This window comes from Streptococcus sp. 20925_1_22 (assembly GCF_041431685.1).
In the GTDB taxonomy this organism is placed as follows: Bacteria; Bacillota; Bacilli; order Lactobacillales; family Streptococcaceae; genus Streptococcus.
This window is the reverse complement of the sequence record NZ_JAPVYE010000002.1, coordinates 208,663-226,590: the sequence shown is the minus strand read 5'-3', so window position 1 is coordinate 226,590 and position 17,928 is coordinate 208,663. Positions and strand designations below refer to the sequence as shown.

At 41.2% G+C, this 17,928-nt stretch carries 18 protein-coding genes and 1 tRNA gene; 5 read left to right on the top strand and 14 right to left on the bottom strand.

Annotation, left to right across the window (positions count from 1 at the left end; translation table 11 throughout):
* Positions 1-208 precede the first annotated feature (208 nt).
* On the bottom strand, positions 209-4,894 hold the full coding sequence (locus O3621_RS03620; RefSeq protein WP_314450372.1) for a Cna B-type domain-containing protein: 4,686 nt from the start codon (positions 4,892-4,894) through the stop codon (positions 209-211).
* A 194-nt stretch (positions 4,895-5,088) separates the two neighbouring features.
* On the opposite strand from O3621_RS03620, the gene O3621_RS03615 reads away from it, so the two are divergent.
* Positions 5,089-5,171, top strand: a tRNA-Leu gene (locus O3621_RS03615).
* A gap of 146 nt (positions 5,172-5,317) precedes the next feature.
* Here O3621_RS03615 and rsmA read toward each other — a convergent pair.
* The 6 genes from rsmA to O3621_RS03585 all read right to left on the bottom strand — a co-directional run bounded on the left by rsmA (position 5,318) and on the right by O3621_RS03585 (position 10,959).
* Entirely contained in the window at positions 5,318-6,190 is an 873-nt protein-coding gene (gene rsmA, locus O3621_RS03610; protein ID WP_371513685.1) for a 16S rRNA (adenine(1518)-N(6)/adenine(1519)-N(6))-dimethyltransferase RsmA, read from the bottom strand.
* 20 nt (positions 6,191-6,210) lie between these two features.
* Positions 6,211-7,065 carry an SDR family NAD(P)-dependent oxidoreductase gene (locus tag O3621_RS03605; protein WP_371513683.1) on the bottom strand — a complete coding sequence of 285 codons (855 nt, stop codon included), beginning with the start codon at positions 7,063-7,065 and terminating at the stop codon, positions 6,211-6,213.
* 11 nt (positions 7,066-7,076) lie between these two features.
* Positions 7,077-7,646, bottom strand: coding sequence for a ribonuclease M5 (rnmV, locus tag O3621_RS03600; RefSeq protein WP_371513763.1), 570 nt, complete (start codon positions 7,644-7,646; stop codon positions 7,077-7,079).
* Positions 7,639-8,409 (bottom strand): TatD family hydrolase, encoded by a 771-nt coding sequence (locus tag O3621_RS03595; protein ID WP_371513681.1) that lies wholly within the window; start codon positions 8,407-8,409, stop codon positions 7,639-7,641. The genes rnmV and O3621_RS03595 overlap by 8 nt, the downstream gene beginning before the upstream one ends.
* 95 nt (positions 8,410-8,504) lie before the next feature.
* The gene (locus tag O3621_RS03590) at positions 8,505-9,746 is read right to left on the bottom strand and encodes an MFS transporter (RefSeq protein ID WP_314450539.1); all 1,242 of its coding nucleotides are present in this window, start codon (positions 9,744-9,746) and stop codon (positions 8,505-8,507) included.
* A 130-nt stretch (positions 9,747-9,876) separates the two neighbouring features.
* A complete protein-coding gene (locus O3621_RS03585) occupies positions 9,877-10,959 on the bottom strand; it encodes a helix-turn-helix transcriptional regulator (protein ID WP_048773907.1) in 1,083 nt (360 codons plus the stop codon).
* Between the two features lie 205 nt (positions 10,960-11,164).
* Between O3621_RS03585 and O3621_RS03580 the strand changes: the two genes are divergently transcribed.
* Genes O3621_RS03580 through O3621_RS03570 form a run of 3 tightly spaced genes read left to right on the top strand, consistent with a single transcriptional unit; the run spans position 11,165 to position 13,286 of the window.
* Positions 11,165-11,641 carry a DUF2975 domain-containing protein gene (locus O3621_RS03580; protein WP_048773904.1) on the top strand — a complete coding sequence of 159 codons (477 nt, stop codon included), beginning with the start codon at positions 11,165-11,167 and terminating at the stop codon, positions 11,639-11,641.
* 8 nt (positions 11,642-11,649) lie between these two features.
* On the top strand, positions 11,650-11,868 hold the full coding sequence (locus tag O3621_RS03575) for a helix-turn-helix transcriptional regulator (RefSeq protein ID WP_002899126.1): 219 nt from the start codon (positions 11,650-11,652) through the stop codon (positions 11,866-11,868).
* A gap of 2 nt (positions 11,869-11,870) precedes the next feature.
* On the top strand, positions 11,871-13,286 hold the full coding sequence (locus O3621_RS03570; RefSeq protein ID WP_314449585.1) for a DUF4153 domain-containing protein: 1,416 nt from the start codon (positions 11,871-11,873) through the stop codon (positions 13,284-13,286).
* 264 nt (positions 13,287-13,550) lie between these two features.
* On the opposite strand, the gene rpmH is transcribed toward O3621_RS03570, so the two are convergent.
* The gene (gene rpmH / locus O3621_RS03565; protein WP_002893904.1) at positions 13,551-13,685 is read right to left on the bottom strand and encodes a 50S ribosomal protein L34; all 135 of its coding nucleotides are present in this window, start codon (positions 13,683-13,685) and stop codon (positions 13,551-13,553) included.
* Between the two features lie 138 nt (positions 13,686-13,823).
* Positions 13,824-14,456: a hypothetical protein gene (locus O3621_RS03560; protein ID WP_002926193.1), complete on the bottom strand. Its 633-nt coding sequence runs from the start codon at positions 14,454-14,456 to the stop codon at positions 13,824-13,826.
* Positions 14,457-14,608: 152 nt separating this feature from the next.
* Here O3621_RS03560 and O3621_RS03555 point away from each other — a divergent pair, with 152 nt between their 5' ends.
* The gene (locus O3621_RS03555; protein WP_197709054.1) at positions 14,609-14,746 is read left to right on the top strand and encodes a class III lanthipeptide; all 138 of its coding nucleotides are present in this window, start codon (positions 14,609-14,611) and stop codon (positions 14,744-14,746) included.
* A gap of 271 nt (positions 14,747-15,017) precedes the next feature.
* On the opposite strand, the gene O3621_RS03550 is transcribed toward O3621_RS03555, so the two are convergent.
* From O3621_RS03550 to jag, 5 genes are all read right to left on the bottom strand, one after another.
* Complete coding sequence (locus tag O3621_RS03550; RefSeq protein ID WP_125445696.1) at positions 15,018-15,470, bottom strand: hypothetical protein; 453 nt, start codon at positions 15,468-15,470, stop codon at positions 15,018-15,020.
* Between the two features lie 4 nt (positions 15,471-15,474).
* Positions 15,475-15,684 carry a helix-turn-helix transcriptional regulator gene (locus tag O3621_RS03545; protein ID WP_032908247.1) on the bottom strand — a complete coding sequence of 70 codons (210 nt, stop codon included), beginning with the start codon at positions 15,682-15,684 and terminating at the stop codon, positions 15,475-15,477.
* Between the two features lie 4 nt (positions 15,685-15,688).
* The gene (locus tag O3621_RS03540; RefSeq protein WP_002906198.1) at positions 15,689-16,210 is read right to left on the bottom strand and encodes a DUF2975 domain-containing protein; all 522 of its coding nucleotides are present in this window, start codon (positions 16,208-16,210) and stop codon (positions 15,689-15,691) included.
* Between the two features lie 102 nt (positions 16,211-16,312).
* Positions 16,313-16,762 (bottom strand): helix-turn-helix domain-containing protein, encoded by a 450-nt coding sequence (locus O3621_RS03535; RefSeq protein WP_002926197.1) that lies wholly within the window; start codon positions 16,760-16,762, stop codon positions 16,313-16,315.
* 128 nt (positions 16,763-16,890) lie between these two features.
* On the bottom strand, positions 16,891-17,916 hold the full coding sequence (gene jag, locus O3621_RS03530) for an RNA-binding cell elongation regulator Jag/EloR (RefSeq protein WP_002916591.1): 1,026 nt from the start codon (positions 17,914-17,916) through the stop codon (positions 16,891-16,893).
* Between the last annotated feature and the right edge of the window lie 12 nt (positions 17,917-17,928).

Below are 17,928 nucleotides of genomic sequence, written 5' to 3'. Positions count from 1 at the left end.
ATTATAACAAAAAAAGCGAGATTTAGCTTGCTTGTTTTGCATAGAAGGCATTTCTTAAGGTTGGGGTCATTTTTCATAGAAATCAACTGCTTTAAAATACTTGAAAATAAAACTAACATGATAAAAGCGAACAAGTCCAAAAGAACCTGTTCGCTTTTTTATATCGAATGAGATGCTCACTTTATTTTTCAGTAAGTCACAAAACTGATTAGCTGCGTTTCGCCTTAGCCATCAGTATTCCTCCTGCGAGAAGTGCTGCTAGGAAGCCAAGAATAGTAACAAGGAGATTTTCTTCCTGACCAGTACGAGGAAGAGCTTTTCCTCCTGCTTTCGGAGCTTGACCGCCTGGCTTATTAGTTGAAACCTTATCTTCAACACTCTCTTTCTTAGCAGGGATATGACTGAAGGTCAGCTGAGTACCGTTGATGTCAAGCTTATAATCACCTACTGGATCAGCCGCAATGCTATAAACAATTTCCTTGCCATCCTTGTACTTAGGAAGGTCGCTAAAGTCATACTGCCAACCATTTTCTTCTGACACAACCTCTTCTTTGATTGGTTTGCCATCTGCCAAGAGTCGAACAGTGATCTTAGAAGGTCGAACCTTATCTTGATTTTCAGCATCTGACCATACCGCAGTTCCCTTAACAGCAATCTGTGTTGGTTTATAGCTGTTAGTCAAAGTGAAGCTACCATCTGCTGCTTGTTCTTGGCTGCTGCTATACCCCTCAACCGTCACTTCTTCAAGGACTGTATAGTTGATTCTCTTGCCCTTCTTATTCTTAGGCAGATCTTTGGACTCAAACTTCCACTCAGTAGCAGCTGTCACTTCCAGCTCATCTACCACCTTATCTCCGTCCAAAATCTTGACCTTGATAGATGCTGGGCGCTTGCCATCTTGGTTATTTGCATCATCCCAAACCTTTTGACCAGAGACTTTAACAGTTTCTGGAGTGTAGGAGTTGGTAATGGTGAATTTATCAATCTTCGTTTCATATTGAGCAACTGACACTTCAGAAAGCGTGTAGGCAATCTCTTGACCATTTCTATATTTAGGCAGGTCTTTAGATTCAAACTTCCATCCATTAGCAGCGGTTACTTCAAGCGTATCAACAACAGTGCTTCCATCCATTACTTTAACTGTAATAGATGCAGGGCGTTTACCATCTTGATCATCTGCATCATCCCAAACTTTCTGACCAGAAACTTTAACCTGCTCTGGAGTATGAGAGTTAGTGATTGTCTGACCTTCTACTTTCGGACTGTAACCTTTTTCTTTCAAAACGGCTACTGTTGCATCATCTTCTTTGACAGAGTAGGTAATCTCCTGTCCCTTGTCAAATTGAGGCAGATTGGTGAAGCTTGCTTTCCAAGTGTTAGCAGCTGTCTCATTATCAGCCGTCAAGGTTAATGTCTTACCTGCGACAGCAGCTGGCTCTTCACCATTTACTGAGCCATACAGCTGCACTGTGATAGAAGCTGGACGCTTGCCGTCTTGGTTATCAGCATCATCCCAGACCTTAGTCACAGCATATTCTGTACTTTGAGGAGTGTAAGAATTAGTAATGGTGAACTTATCAATCTTAGTTTGATATTCCGCAACTGCTTCTTCTGTAACAGTATAGGCAATCTCTTGACCTGCTGCATACTTAGGAAGAGCTTTCGACTCAAACTTCCAATCGTTAGCAGCTGTTACTTCCAGCTCATCTACGACAGTATCGCCATTTTTCACCTTAACCTTAACAGAAGCCGGGCGCTTGCCATCTTGGTTATCAGCGTCATCCCAGACTTTTTGACCGGAAATCTTGATCATCTCTGGAGTGTAAGAGTTGGTAACAGTGAAATCTTTGATTTCTTTAGTGTAGCCAGCTACATCATCTTCCTCGATAGAGTAATCAATCTTTTGACCATTTTCATAGACTGGCAGATTTTCAAATTTGGTTTGCCATTGATCAGCAGCTGTCACTTCCTTGCTAGCGACTTCTGTCTTGACACCGCCGACTGTCTTCATCAGCTTAATACTAATCTTAGTTGGACGCTTACCGTCTTGATTATCGCTGTCATTCCATGTCTTGCTGGCAGTGATTTCTGTCTTCTCTGGTGTATAAGAGTTAGTGATATTGTAGCCGTTGAGATTGGTTGAATAACCCGGTACAGCTTCTTCTGTCACTGTATAGGTGATCCGTTGGCCATCCTTATAGACTGGCAAGCCAGTAAAGTTGTAAGACCAACCTTCTGCCTCACTGACTGTTTGGGTATTGACTTTTTGACCGTCAGCCAGCAGATTAACTGTGATAGAAGCTGGGCGCTTGCCATCCTGGTTATCGCCATCCTCCCAAGTCTTGCTTCCAGACACAGTCGTTGTCTCTGGAGTGTAAGAGTTGGTAATGTTGTAACCATCCACTTTGCTAGTATAACCTGGAACAGCTTCCTCACTTACGGTATAAGTGATTTCTTGGCCTGACGCATATTTAGGTAGAGCCTTAGACTCATATTTCCATTCGTTAGCAGAAGTCACATTTTGCTCATCAACAACCGTATCACCATTCAGAATTTTAACCTTAACAGAAGCTGGACGCTTACCATCTTGGTTTTCCGCATCATCCCAGACTTTCTGACCAGAAATCTTGACCGTTTCTGGAGTGTAAGAGTTGGTGATGTTGTAGCCGTCCACTTTGCTCGTGTAGCCTGAGACAGCTTCTTCTGCAACAGTATAAGCAATTTCTTGGCCTGCTGCATATTTAGGAAGAGGATTAGATTCATATTTCCAACCGTTAGCAGCCGTCACTTCCTGTACATCGACAATATCTTGGCCTTTCAAGATCTTGACTCTAACAGCATTTGGACGCTTGCCGTCTTGGTTTTCCGCATCATCCCACTTCTTCTGACCAGAAATCTTGATGGTTTCTGGCTTGTAAGTGTTGGTCACTACAAAGCCATCAGCAGCATTGCCAGTTACCTGAGATTGATAGTGAGGGACCGCGTCTTCTTCCAAAGAATAAACAACTTCTTGTCCCTTTTCATATTTATTCAAGTTGGTGAACTCGGTTGCCCACTGGTCAGCTTCGGTCAGAGTTCGATTAGCAACTTCTGATTTCTGACCACCGACTTCTTTATAAAGTTTTACAACAACATTGGCAGGACGTTTGCCGTCTTGATTTTCAGCGTCATCCCATTTCTTGCTGGCTTTGATAGCGATTTTCTCTGGCGTACGACTATTAGTCACAGTGAGATTTTCCTGATCTACTTCTGGAGCATCGTAACCATCAAGCTGATCTTCACCGATTGTATAGGTGATTTTTTGACCATTTGCATCAAAGATTGGTAAATCAGTTGTCTGAGCTGTCCACTCCGCATCTGTACTGCCACCAGTTACGGTCACTGTCTTATCAGCCAGTTTTTGACCGTTAGCGTAGACATCTACAGCAATAGAAGCTGGACGCTTGCCATCCTGATTGCTTTCATCTTTCCAAACTTTCTTGACTGTCAGCTTTTTGCTGGCATTTGGATCTACCGTATTCTTGACTGTTTTGACTGCACCATCAGCCTTGATGGTCACTTTCATCGGATTGCTGTCCAGTACATAGCCTTCCGGAGCTGTTACTTCTTCTACTGTGAATTGACCTTTCTTGATTTCTTCACTTGAGAAAGGCTGTGTAGAAACCCGACCGTTAGCATCTGTCGGCGGCAGAGTAATCTCTTCACCGCTAGGAGTTGTCACCTTAAAGACAGCACCTTCCAGCATTTTGCCAGTCTTAGAATCTTGCTTGTAGAGAACCAGACTGTTGCTGATATCCGCTGTAATGACACCGCCTTCTGTAATCCGGCTGCTACGCTCTACTGTAGAACTCGTCTGACCAGGACGGTCATCTCTGAATGGCAGTTTTGTATTATCAACTTCCATCTCAGCCGTATTGGATACTAAAGAACCATCAGCTGGTGAAGTTGTCATATAGTTCAACATAAAGGCACGATTGCCTGGGTTATTGATGGTTAGAGTAAACTCTGTATAAGTGTCATTATAGGCAACTGTATAATCTTGACCTTCTTTCAAGATAACAGAATTCGCAATACTTGATAAACTCTGCGTGTACTCCCCTTGGCGAAGGACAAATTGCTCCGGAACGAATTGCATTGGCGCACTGCTATCTGGAATTACATCCTTGATAACAATCGGAGAATTATAAGTCTTTTGCTGAGTATTGATACGAACAGTCCAGTTATGGGAGTAGTCTCCGCTCTTGCCAAGAATAGCCGAATTATATGGCTTCTTAGCAATGACCCCTCCAATCTTAGCGTAGTTTTCACCGGCTGTTGAAAAACTGCTTTGTTTGCGCTCGTTAATGGTTACCTTATGGCTCATCGCGCCTTGAGTTTCCTCGGGATTATAATTCCAATCCTGATCAGCGCCTACTGTCGTCGCCTGAAAGTCAAAGAAGAAGCTCCCTCTTACTCCACTAGCAGTTGTCTTAGACTTGTAATCTGCCAAATTCTGAATAGTAACTGTGATCAGACCGCCCTTACCTGAACCATTCGATGTCATCTTAGCAGCTCCGAGCTGGACCTGCGTTTCATTATCCGTCAGAGTAAAAGTTGTACCATCAGCAATGGTTGCACCGTTCGGTACTGTAAAGGTAAAGGTATCCCCATCCTTGAGCTGGTTATCGTAAGCAGACAAATCAAAAACTAGCTCATAGCGATAATTTCCCCCTTGAACCAAATTGTAAGCACCATTAACCTTAGTTGCTTCGCGGCCATTAGAATGGTCCCAGATTTTAATATCTGTGATTGCATTCTTCAAAGCATCCGCTTGAGCAGTTGCTGTAAACAGCTTCAAATCCAGCAAAAACAGAAGGGGCAGCATCAAAAATAGCAGCCATTTTTTCAGTTTCATAACATTCTCCTTTTTTATTTCGTTACCTAAATAAGTAATTAATCTAATTGTAACAAATACTTGCTATAATGGCAATATTATAGAACTATTTTAGTAAAGAAAAAATAGAAATTTTTCTGCTTTTTTCATACAGTGAAAAAAACTGATATTCTCTATTGGCATTTTCACAAAAATAAGTTATAATAGAATCTCAAGCGGAGGTGGTGGAACGGCAGACACGCATGCTTCAGGCGCATGTGCCCGTACGGGTGTGAGGGTTCAAATCCCTTCCTCCGCATAAAAAGCAATCCTATCATGATTGATAGGATTTTTTGTTATTATGAAGTAGAGTTACACTGCTGAGAAAAGCCAGAAATTTCACTTTCATATGTACCTCATTAGTAAAATAGAAGACCAGCTATATAGAGCAGATCTTCTATTTTTTTATAATCCCTCAGACTTCAAAGCGTCTGCCAAGCGCGCAAATTCTTCTAAACTAAGAGCTTCTCCCCGAACACTTGGAGATAAGTCAGCTCGTTCTAAAGCTGCTGTCAGTTTGCCTTTAGTCTCCTCTGACTTCCCAAAACAACTGGTCAGGTTATTCCAGAGAGTCTTCCGACGGTGGACAAAACTGGCCTTGGAGACCTTGAAAAAGAATTTCTCGTCCTGTACCGCAACTGCAGGCTGGTCTCTGCGCACCATCTTGAGAATAGCCGAATCCACATTTGGTGCTGGCACAAAGACTGTCCGCGGCACGATAAAGGCAACCTTGGCCGTCATGTAATACTGCACCGCAATCGACAAACTGCCGTAGGCCTTGGTATTCGGCTGAGCTGATATCCGATCTGCCACTTCTCTCTGCATCATCACGACAAACTCACTAAAAGGAACCCCACTCTCAATCAAATGCATGAGAATCGGCGTCGTGATGTAGTATGGCAAGTTCGCCACTACCTTGATAGGCAGGTCTGGATTTTTAAACTCTGCTATGTACTGAGCCAGATCAACCTTGAGAATATCCTGATTAACCACTGTCACATTGTCAAAATCGCGCAGAGTATCCGCCAAAATCGGCACCAGCCGATCATCAATCTCAAAGGCCATGACTTCGGCAGCACTTTCCGCCAAAAATTCTGTCAAAGCCCCAATACCAGGCCCAATCTCGATGACATTGACCTTTTTGTCAATCTCGGCTGTATCCACAATCTTCTGGAGGATGTTGGTATCCGTCAGGAAATTCTGACCGAAAGATTTTTTAAAAGTGAAACCGTGACGCTCCAGAATGGCACGAGTCACACTATGGTCTGCAATTCTCATCTTTTCTCTTTTCTAATTCGTTATTCGTTATCTTTTAAGGAGGTCATTTGCCCTAGCAAGGTGTAAAGTTTTTTCTGCTCTTCTTCCTCGTAAGCAAATGCATTAGCCTTAACTTCTCTGCATTTCTCGTCATACAAAAAGCCCTCATAGCCATCTTCTGTAGATAAAGCTATATAGACTTTCGCCATTTTTTCAGGACTAATCGAAAATCTCGACTTAATTTTATAAAGATTTTTCATAAAAGTGCTGAGGTGATCATAGCGCCGCATATCTACTTTGACATTGGTCACACGGATCGCCTGAACCTTGATACCTTTCCAATGTTTCCGCATATAAAGTGACAGCATCAACAAGGCCAGCTTATTCTGATAATAGGTCTTAGCAGGACTGTAATGTTTTTGACCAGATAAATTTTCAAAATCAAGCTTCATGAAAGGATAAAGCACCAGCCCTTGGGAAGAAATATTAATAATCCGACCACTTTCTGACTTTTCCAACAAGTCTTTCAATAAGGAAGAAAGCAAGAAAGGAGCAACCACGTTGGTCGAAAACTGCTTTTCTAATCCATCTTTGGTTATCACAGGACTTTTGATTGATAAATCAAAATCAGCCGCATTGTTAATTAAAACATCTAAAGTCTCTTCTTTGTGGATATACTGTTCTACCGCTTTCATGCCACTTTTCATATCAGATAAATCAACCAAGATGTAATCTACATGCGGATTTCCTGTTTGTTGACGGATTTTCTCACAGGCTTGCTCAGCTGCTTCTTTTCGTCGGCAAAATAGAGTCACTGACCATCCCTTTTCAGCCAACTGTTTTGCAGCCTGATAGCCAATACCACTATTGCCGCCTGTAATAATTACTTTTTTCATTTCTTACTCCGTTAGACTGAATATTTGAGCATGGCTTCTTCCACTTCCGCCAAAGTCACCCCAAACAATTCCAAGCGTTTAAGCAGCTGCTTGCCGTTAGAATAGCCGATACGGAGCTGCTCACCCAGATACTCTCGACGCTGACGGCTGTCACTTCCCATAAGCAGACCTAGTCGCACAAGATCGCTTTTGGTGATATCAAAATTATCCTCATCATCAAAATATCCGACCAGCCCAGCTAACGCCTGCTGTAAATCCTCAAATGATGCATGCTCTACTCCAAGCGATTTACCTTTGTTCTTAGACTTGGGAGCCGCCTCATCACGGCGGAGAAAGGCATGCTGAGCAGTTGGCACAGCCTCCATAATCATTCGACGGATACGCTCACCGTTGTAGTCTGGATCGGTAAAGACAATAACCCCACGCAGCTGGTGCAGTTTCTCTATCCGCTCTAGGTCTTCTTCATTGATAGCGGAGCCTCTCGTCTCGTAAGTGTCAACTTGGTAAAATCGCTGCAGATTGGCTGTATCATCCTTGCCCTCAACGACAATTACCTGAGGGATTTTTATCTTCTCAGTCAAGCCCAAACACCTTCTTTGCATTATCATAGGTCGCCTGTGCCACTTCTTCAACAGGTAGCCCACGCAGCTCAGCAATTTTCTCTACAACATAGCGGGTATAGGCTGTTTTGTTTTCTCGGCCACGCTTGGGAACAGGTGCTAGATAAGGCGCATCCGTCTCAACGAGGATTTTGTCCAAAGGCAGGTTCTGCGCAGACTCCTGAATATCTGTCGCTTTTTTAAAAGTAACGACTCCAGAAAATGAAATCATCATTCCTAGCTCGATAAAACGCTCTGCCATTTCCAAAGAACCCGAATAAGAGTGCATAATAGCGCCTCGAGGACCTACACCTTCACTCTTGATAGTCTCATAGGTATCCTCCAATGCGTCACGTGTGTGAACGACAAAGGGCAGGTTCAGCTCTTTAGAGAGCTGGATTTGGCGTCGAAACACCCGCTCCTGAACATCCTTGGGCGCGGTCATCCAGTGATAGTCCAGCCCAATCTCGCCCAGAGCCAGCACCTTGGGGTGACGAAGCTTGTCCAGCAGATAGGCTTCCACCGCCTCATCATAAGTCCCAGCCTCAGTCGGATGCCAGCCAATCGTAGCATAAAGCTGATCATAGCTGTCGGCCAACTCCAAGGCGCGCTCAATGGTCGGCCGATCAAAACCGACAATATTTATTTTGCTGACGCCCATTTCTGCAGCCAGCTGCAGCTCCTCTGCCTCTCGACCAGCAAATTCTTCCACATTTAAATGCGTGTGTGTATCAAAAATTTTCATGCTTTACTTCCTTGTATTTCCTGTCCTTTATTATACCAGAAATGACCTAAAAAATCAGAAGTCTCTTCAAAGCAGAAAAATAAGATAGCTGCCATTCAACAGCTATCCGAATCCACCTTCAAGTTCTCCATTGGAATAATTAAGTAGAAAGACAGTGCCAGCATTAACACAAGAGGGAGGAGAATATAAATAATCCCCAAACTGCTGGCAAGAGCTATTAGCAGCATGGATAAAACACTCGGAACAGCCATACTAAATAGATTAATAGCCGACTGAATAGCTCCCATGGACTCTTCTGGAATCATACTGAATACAGATTTCTGCAATCTAGGACTTAGCAGACCGACTGTAACAGAGCAAGCAAAGCTCGCTATCAGGACAAGTAAAAAATTTTGCCAGAAAAAACCGCAAAGAATAAAAGCTTCACATACTTGGCTACTATACATAGCAAGCTTAGTCGAAAGTTTTTTCAGCAAACTGCCACTAAAAATATTCCCTAAGATCAGACCAGCAGAACTTAGAACAATTAACACGGCAATGGACTGACCAACCTGCAAATTCCAAAAAGGCCTTTTCAGCAACAAAAGAGTCGCTACTGGCGTCAGAATATTCAGAGTGACCTGTCCAAAGGTTGAAACCAATAATAACCTCACAACATTTTTCAATCCCAGTAAGACTTTAAGAGAATCCAATAAATGCTGCCAATAATTTTCTCTATTTAGCTCCTTGGCACTGCTGAGCTCCGGTTCTAAATCCTGTAAGCTTTTACTAATATGCCAAAAACCAAGGTAAGCTAGTAAGAATGTCAGAGCATTTAGTCCTGCCAAAGCTCCAATACTCATCCAAGCGATGAGAAAACCGCCAGCTAGATTCCCCAAAATATGAACCAGACTCATACTAGCCTGTCGAAAGCCCATAGCAGAGGTCATATCTTGCTCAATCACCTTTACATAAACAGGGGTCAGCATGGCACCTGAAAAATAACTCAGACTATCCGACAGAAAGTTAATCAGGCAAATCACAAGCAGAGTCAAGAAAGAGAAATCTTGTCCAAGAAGCAAAAACGTTACCAGGCTATATAGCACGACCTTACTAAACTGTATAAGCAGGTATTTATGAATACGATTCTTTTGAAAGTCCGCCGCAACTCCCGTAAAAACTTGAATTAACTGGGGTAGCGTTTCAGAAAGAGAAATCAATAAAACCGCAAGTGGAGCAAAGGAATAGGCGGAAACATAGTTCATCAAAGCCAAATAAAAAACAACGTCTCCAAAACCTGAAATCCATTGATTGATGAGCAACTGGCGAAAATTTTTGTTTTTTGTAAAAACAATCATACGACATCTCCTTTACTCTTGTTAGATTTTTGTTTAACAAATCATAGCAATAAATTAGTCAATTGTCAAATTTTTATTAGATTATTATTTTACAAAAAGAAGACCTAGAATGAATCCAGGTCTTCTCAAACTATTTTAGGTCTTGTTTGAGCTTCTCTATAATTTTTTGAATCAGTTCTTTGTTGACCGTGTATTTAACAGAATCATCATCCACCACAAGCTCCAGCAAGCCAGAATTTAGCAGCTTCTGCGTATGGAATGAGATAGAGGCTCTTGTAAGCCCCAGTTTTTTAGCTATATCTTTATTCTTGGCATGCGGCTGAATCAATTCAATCAAGACTTTATAGCGTGTTTCATCACCAAGAGTTTTTAAGGTCAGAGCCAATGTTTCATCATTAAGCTCCGATTCCGCCTTTGATAACTGGGAACTTCTCGTCGAAAGGACTAAGGAATAGGAAGTGAAATCAGGAACCTTTTCGAGAAAAGAGTCAATAAACATGGGTGACAGAACAAATATTTGTGTGTCCTTTTCAAAGAGCTTGGCATTCTGCTCTTCGTCATCCATCACATCAGATAGGCTAAATTCTTGTTCAAAAGCTAGTACTTCCTGCTCAAACTGCTCATAAATAGGCTGATAGAGCTCGAACACTCTTTCCAACAAGGAAACTAATTGGTTCCGAAGCTTCTCTGGATGCTGAATAGCTTGGTACCAGTACCATTTATTTTCCGGAGACTTATCACTATTCTCTATAAAAGCCAGCAGATTCTCAGGACGTTCCTTGGCAACTTCCCCAGCAGAAAGCTTAAGTGATAAGCAATAGATGATTTGCTTTGCGTCTAGTTTTTTCAGACATTCTAACAAGTCATGCAAATTGGCCGGATCTTCTCCTTTTTCTAGCAAGTAGAGGTAGAGGAGCGGAGCCAGTCCCACCGTAGCTCCTTCAAACAAACTAACCGCAACAAGCTCGCTTTTCAAAGGAAGTAAAGCCTGATAGAGCTTATCATAGTGCGGCTGTACATCAAGAAGCAGCTCCTTTTGATTCTGCCGTAAATCCTTCCACATATGTTTATCATCCCTTGAAACGATGGCAGGCACCATGAGAAATTCATATAACTTACTACGATAGTGAACAAGCTTTACACCCACAGATTCTTCCCTCCTTACACATACTCCGCTTCTGACCAGAAAGAGTATACAATTCCTGTTTTTCATTATACCAAAAATCAGGCGAAATATTCATCGTCTTCCACTCTGTTCATCTCCTGACAAGAAATCCATCTCTATACAATAAGAACTTTTTAGAATCTTTCATCTAGTCCTTAAGACTGATTTTATCTTTTTTCGATAGTTTTTTATTGATTATCGATAAGAGTCGTGTTATAGTTACTAAGAAATGAAACGTTAGTCGGAGGAAATTATGACAGACAAAATGAAAAAGACTGCTGAAGATATGAGCATTACTCTTACAAAAATCAGTATCAGCCTTTTATTTATTGCTTCCATTATCCTGATTGCTCTTGGACCTTGGGTCGTCAATCTAGTTATCAAATTTCCCTCTCCTTTCTTTCAAGGGGAGACGCGTTTTTGGATCTTGCTGCTGCTCGGCTATGTCCTAGGCTGCCTAGCGCTGGCCTGCATTGTCCATCTCTATCGGCTCCTTAGCCGCATCGGTAAAAATCAGGTCTTTATCACACAAAATGTTCAGTACATGCGCTATCTTGGCTGGGAAGTCGGCACTGTCGCTCTTATCTCCCTCTTTATGGGACTGACAGCCTATTTGCCCATGCTCTTAGTCACTGTTTCTTGCAGTATCTTGACCCTGATTATCCGTGTCATCCGCAACGCCTTTGGCAAGGCCATTGAGCTGCAGGATCAAGTGGACTACACTATTTAGGAGGTCTTATGATTCAGATAAATTTAGACCTTGTCATGGCGCAAAAGCGCATCAGTGCTGGCCGTTTAGCAGAGCTGATTGACCTAACACCAGCCAATCTATCTATCCTAAAAAATAATCGAGCCAAGGCCGTCCGCTTTTCAACACTCAACGCTCTCTGCCGTGAACTAGACTGCCAGCCTGGCGACATTTTGGAGTATATCCCTGACGATGAGGAGGAGAAATAATTATGGAATATCCAGCACAAGAGCAGATGAATGTCCAGCCTTGTCTGCCCGCAGAAGCAGAACGACAGACCATCTTCACAGGCCTAGAGGACAAGCAACTCCGATTCTTTAAAATCAGCTATCTGATTATCTATCTCTTAACTTACTTTTACTCTGCAGTATTTTTTAATTATCAAACTGCACCCTTTTTCCCTTTTGCAATTGGTCTTATATTGCTAAGCGAAGCCCTAATCAGGAAATTGGCCTATCCATCACTGCAGATAAAGAATCTTGACAGCAGATTAGAGGCTAGAAGCTTTCTGATCATGACGCTAGCTCAAGCTCTGGCTTTAAGTCTCTGGGGGCTTCATCGTCAGCTAGAATTGTTTCAATTTCTAGCCATCCACATCTCATTCGCTTTCTATATTCTGTCCCGCACCGGCTGGTTAAGCCAGGGGCGTTTGGGTATCCTGGTCTGGTTTGATGCCATTCAAGTCTTCTGTATCCTGCCCTTTAAAAATTTCATTGCTGCTATTCTAGTCTTTATAGAAGGCAAGCAGCAGGACTCTTTTAACAGCTCTGACAGTATGTCTTCAAAGAAAGCTCAACAGCTCGCTATTATTGCCAGTAGCTTCTTTGTCGCAGGAATCTTGGTCTACTTTGTCTGGTCCCAGCTGAGTCAGGTTTCAGACAGCTTTGCCTCTTTCTTCAGCAATACCGCTGATTTCATTGAGAATCTACTTGACTCCCTCTTTTCAAGTTTTGATAGCAGCATGATTCTCTTCAAGGCCTGCCTGGCTGTCCCTATCAGTTTTTACTTATATGGCCTCCTTGCCGGCAGTCTGTTAGGCAAAAAAGATACCAAACTTAGCTACAAAAAATTTCAAGCAAGCATCCGCCCTTTGCGAGTAGCACCCGCTTTGGCAGCCTACATCATCATCGGCAGCCTCTGCCTGACCTATGCGCTCTTTTTCCTGACGGGTCTGGGGGAGCTCGGTCAGCTCCTAAGCGCTGGAACAGTAGCTCAGGCTATTTCTCCGCAGAATGCTTCGACTGTTGCCGTAGCTGGCTTCTGGCAGCTGGTTCGGGTGTCTATCCTTAACTTTGCAGTCCTAGGTGTCTTCTATCTGATTGCCAAAAAACCGCTCTGGGACCAAAAAGGAACGCGATTCGCAGCTACTATCCTCTTTATCTTTACTGGTCTGCTGGCCTTGCTAGCTGGCTGGAAATTATTTGGCATCTACATCTACCTTTACGGACCAACACCGCTGCGCTTGATTTCAGCATGGTTCATCCTAGTTCTCTTAGTCTGGTGCCTACTGACCCTGATTCGTTTCTATAAACCTATCCAAGCTATCCGCATCGGTATCTTTTACGCCCTGATAAGCTTTACCTTACTCTGCTATCTTTATCCAATGCTTTTACCAGTGGCAAAATAAATAGCTGTACTCAACTATACACAAAAAACCAGAAAGTAGATTATGAACCGCACCCCAAAGTTAGACACAAAAAATCTAACTTTTGGTTTTTTAAAAATGAAATTAACTTATGAGGCCAAAGTTCAAATCTATGAACTCAGAAAAAAGGACAGAACTGATACCACTTATCAAGTACTGAACTTCGTTCTATAGAGTCCTCTCATTAAAAGCGCAAAAAAACCAGCGGTCTCGAGTCTCCGCTGGTTTCTTGATAAATCGTTTGGATTAAGCAGCCAAAACTTTGCGTCCTTTACGACGGCGAGCTGCCAATACACGACGACCGTTTTTAGTTGACATACGGTGGCGGAAACCATGTTTACGCGCACGACGGATTTTACTTGGTTGATAAGTACGTTTCACGATGAATACCTCCTCTTAGATTCTTGTATTCGTTTAGCCGGCTAGTTGTGATCAGTTACTAAACATACTTTACTATTCTATATGATTCCGAGGCTTTTGTCAATACTTACTTAAATAACTTTCTCTTTGTAAACGTAATCATAAAGCCCGAGTCGCTTCATAAAAGGGAATCAAGGCTGTCATGGCCTCCTGCAGCTGAGACAGCACCTGCTCTCTTGAAGCAGCCTGAGAAAGGGGAACATCGTATTTGACCAAGACCTTACGAACTTGACCGGCTGCCAGCTGCTGATTAAGTAACTGGCGATTTTCCTCTGTGCCTTCAAAGCGCTGACTCACACCATCTATCTGAGCAAAATAGTAAGCTGGCGGCTGAATAGGCAGCTCCAAGACCCGATTTTGCTTGCTGAGGCTATGCTCATCTTTCTTGCGCTCCATGAAGCTCACCTCCAGCGACACTCCGAAATCTTCTGCACTTCCATACAAGCGCAGGGCGAACATTGGCTCAGTAATTTCTCCATAGCCTTTAAGATAATTCCAAAAATGGGGTCGTAGTATCTGCGCTTGATTCATCCACTGGCTGGTTCGCTCCAAGGTCAGCTTAGGATAGAGGCTCTGAAAATCCTTGACCAAGTCTGCAAACTCCTTTCGTGCCGCCTGCCCCTTAGCTCTCAACTCCAACATAGACTCACGCAGCTGCCCTGCCTTGTCTGGAGAGATATACTTAGCCCCTTGATGAGGCAGATAAGTTTCAATAGCTGGAAAAAGTGACATAAAAAATCCTTTCTATATGATAAATTGCAATAAAAAGTGCAACAAATCTAAAATTCATCCATAGCCATGCTAGTTGGTTTATTTGTTAGGTAGTTTCCTAGTGTAGTGGGTTTACTTCTCATTTTCAATCTTCTTATAAATAGGAGGAAGCAATGAAGAAAATATTATCCTTACAAACTATGCTTTCTACTGAACAAATAAAATTCTGCAGCGCATCTAATATTAGCGTGATGTGTAAAAAGCATAGTTCTATTAGCTTGTTTTTATGTGTGAAAACAATAAATAAATAAAAGACTGTGTTAACAAACTCTATATTCGTTATTTATTATAATGGTTTGAATTTCAGGCTCTCAACTACTCTGAGCAATTAGTTAGGTCATAGTGGTAGGAGGGCCTTTTATTATTCTCCACTTGTCATTTTAAGTTTGACAATTTCATTAACCCCAGAAAGCCATAGGTCGCGATTTTTGTTTATCCAAAACCCTGTCGATAAGATAAAGTCCCGATAAATTAATCTTTACGGGACTTCATAAGAAATGAGATCAAATAATTAAACTGCTACTAACTATTATTTCCCCTCAGAACCAATAAAATCTTACCTGTATAATCTGAGGAAATCTTCAATGAATTAATCGACTCAACTTTTATCTGTTTTATTGCAAAATATGTTTTACCATGATAACGAATATTAAAATCATGATAAGAACCTTTTTCTACAGATTTAAAAGGGTTATTATTAAAACTAAAGTCTGTTTTCCTAATTGTTTCAATGTTTTCTTTTGTGCTCATCACATAAACATATCCAGAAAAATTACTACTTATAGCCAACTCATCCCCAATCTTTTGCTCAGATACTTGAGTTATTCCTAGATCCTCAATATCTTCTTTGGGGGTCTCTTGATTGATTTCTGATTTAATATCTTGCACGGTATCGTTAGCGCCGAAATCACATGATACAAGTATGAATGAAGCGATTAGACAAATCATACCTAAAAATATACTTTGTTTTCTCATTATCTTAACTCCTTTTGTATTCAAATATATCACCAGGTTGACAATCAAGCTCTCTGCAAATATTTAATAATGTAGCAAATCGTACCCCCTTAGCTTTTCCCGTTTTTAATATTGATAAATTCGCTTCTGTAATATTGATTCTATTTGCCAATTCTTTAGAAGTGATATTCCTAGATTTAATTATTTTATCTAAATTTATCTTAATTTCTTCCATCTCATCAAATAATCTCCTCATTTTCTTTCTGTATATAATATCCTTTTTTAAACACTATAATTAAAAAATAATTTAATGCCAAAAATAAAATATTAATCAAGTAATTTTTTATTGAAAAATCAAACAAGCTACTTACATTATCTATATTCAAAATATTAATAACTAGATTAATTAATAACTGTAAAATTGTTGAACTAATTAAAAATAGAAAGGATTGTTTTAGATATTTTAAATTTTTAATTTTAAAATACTTATCGTTGCTAAACTCTAACAATAACCTACTCCATATCCCTAATAATTTTATAAATATAAAGCATATAACTATTGCCATTATAAGAATTAATAAGGGATAAATAATTGGTGCTTCAATTATGAAATCCCCATAGTCAAATATAAAATTCCCCTGACTATTCTGCCCTCCAAAGAAAATTCCCGCTACTCCTACTAACAATAGAAAAATAAGCAGAAAAATTAGGTACCGTGCAAAAGATAGAATAACTCCAATTTTCGTTAAAAGTTTATCCATATGTATACCTCCTTCTAATTATCGTATTAGAATAATTCTCTTTTCAAGATTATTCTAATACGATAATTATTCTTTGTCAATAGTTTTGCCAATTAATCTCAATTACTTAACACATATGAAGCTCACAATCACCTTAAAAAAAGTGATACTACTAAAATAAAAAATACCTTTTCGTCTTAACGTCTCTACACTAACTTCGAGTTGGCCATTATATATCCAATTATAAATCGTTTTAAACGATACGATTGGCTTATTTTCGTACTGATAACGCCCATGAATCTGCTCGGGTGACCAAGATGCTTTTAAATGACGTTCTATATCTTTCTTCATCTGTGAAGTACATGCAGTTTTCCTTCCCTTAAGTCTAGATAATTCCTCATATTGCCTTTGTGCTTCTTCGGCAGAATATTTATTTGGACACCGTTTGATTTCTCGGCTAATTGATGAACGGTGAAAACCTAACTTAGTTGCAATATAGGACAGATTAAAACCTGCTTCAAGATATGCTTCTATCTTTAGCCGATCAATTATGGTAATATGTAAGTAGCCCATAGGATCTCCTTGTGTCTGTTTGTGTGGTTACTTACAGTTTACACGATTTGAGAACCTATGGGTTTTTTGTTGCACTATATTTTACAATTTATCATATACAAAAACCAGCATCTCTGCTGGCTTTCTTTTTATTCGCTGTCAATATCCACAACGACATAGCGGTTTGGCTCGTCGCCTTCGGAATAGCTAGTCACGCCATCGATGCGAGATATGATGCGGTGGATAATTTTGCGCTCGCTGTTAGACATAGGGTCTGTATGCTGACCGCGTCGGTCTTCCAAAGCCCGCTGAGCCAGTTTCTGCGCATAGCTTTGCAGCACTTCAGCCCGATGCTCAACATAGTCATTGACATTAATAGAAATGTAGAAGCTCTTAGAATATTGGTTATAAAGATAGTTTTGCGCCAATAGCTGCAGAGCTTTCAAGACTTTTCCATGGTAGCCAATCACGCGCCCCGGTTCATTGGTATCAATCTGCATGTTAATGGTACGGCGGTTGTGGCTGCTGGAAATGCCCGCTTCAACATCCATCTCATCAACGATTTTCTGAACATAGTTCGTTACGTTTTCAACTACTTCTTCAATATCATAGTCTGCTTCAACTTGGATGCCTAAATCAGCAAAAGAGCTTTCTTCTGTTTCTGTCGGCTCAGCCTTGTCTTTAGCCGCTTGTTCAAAAGAGATAACCTTGCTATCGTCCGCTTCTGCTTGAGCAATTGACTCATCAATAGCTTGATTGGTCTTGAGAAGATCAATGGTGCCCGTCTCTTCTAAAATCGTATTGGCTTGCTTGTCATTTTTGAGAATTTCAGCCTTGACCTCATCTGAGATAACTTCACCTTCTCCTTCGACCTTCTTGATGGCAGCTACCACACGGCCCAAATCAACCGTTGCTTCACTGACAGACTGCACAGGTTCATTCTGAGCGTTAATCTCTTCGGGAACACCTTTTACAGCCTTTTGATTGGCCTTAACAACTGTCGTCTCAGCAATAGGCTCGACATCCACCTGAGCTGGCTTCTTGCCAAACAAGCCTAAAAAGCCTTTTTTCTCACGTGAAATAACAGTGATATGCGCTCTCATACGTGGAATATCCAACGTTTTCAAACCATTTTGAATGGCTTCTTCAACACTTGCTCCTGTAAAAATAACCATTGCAAGAGTCCT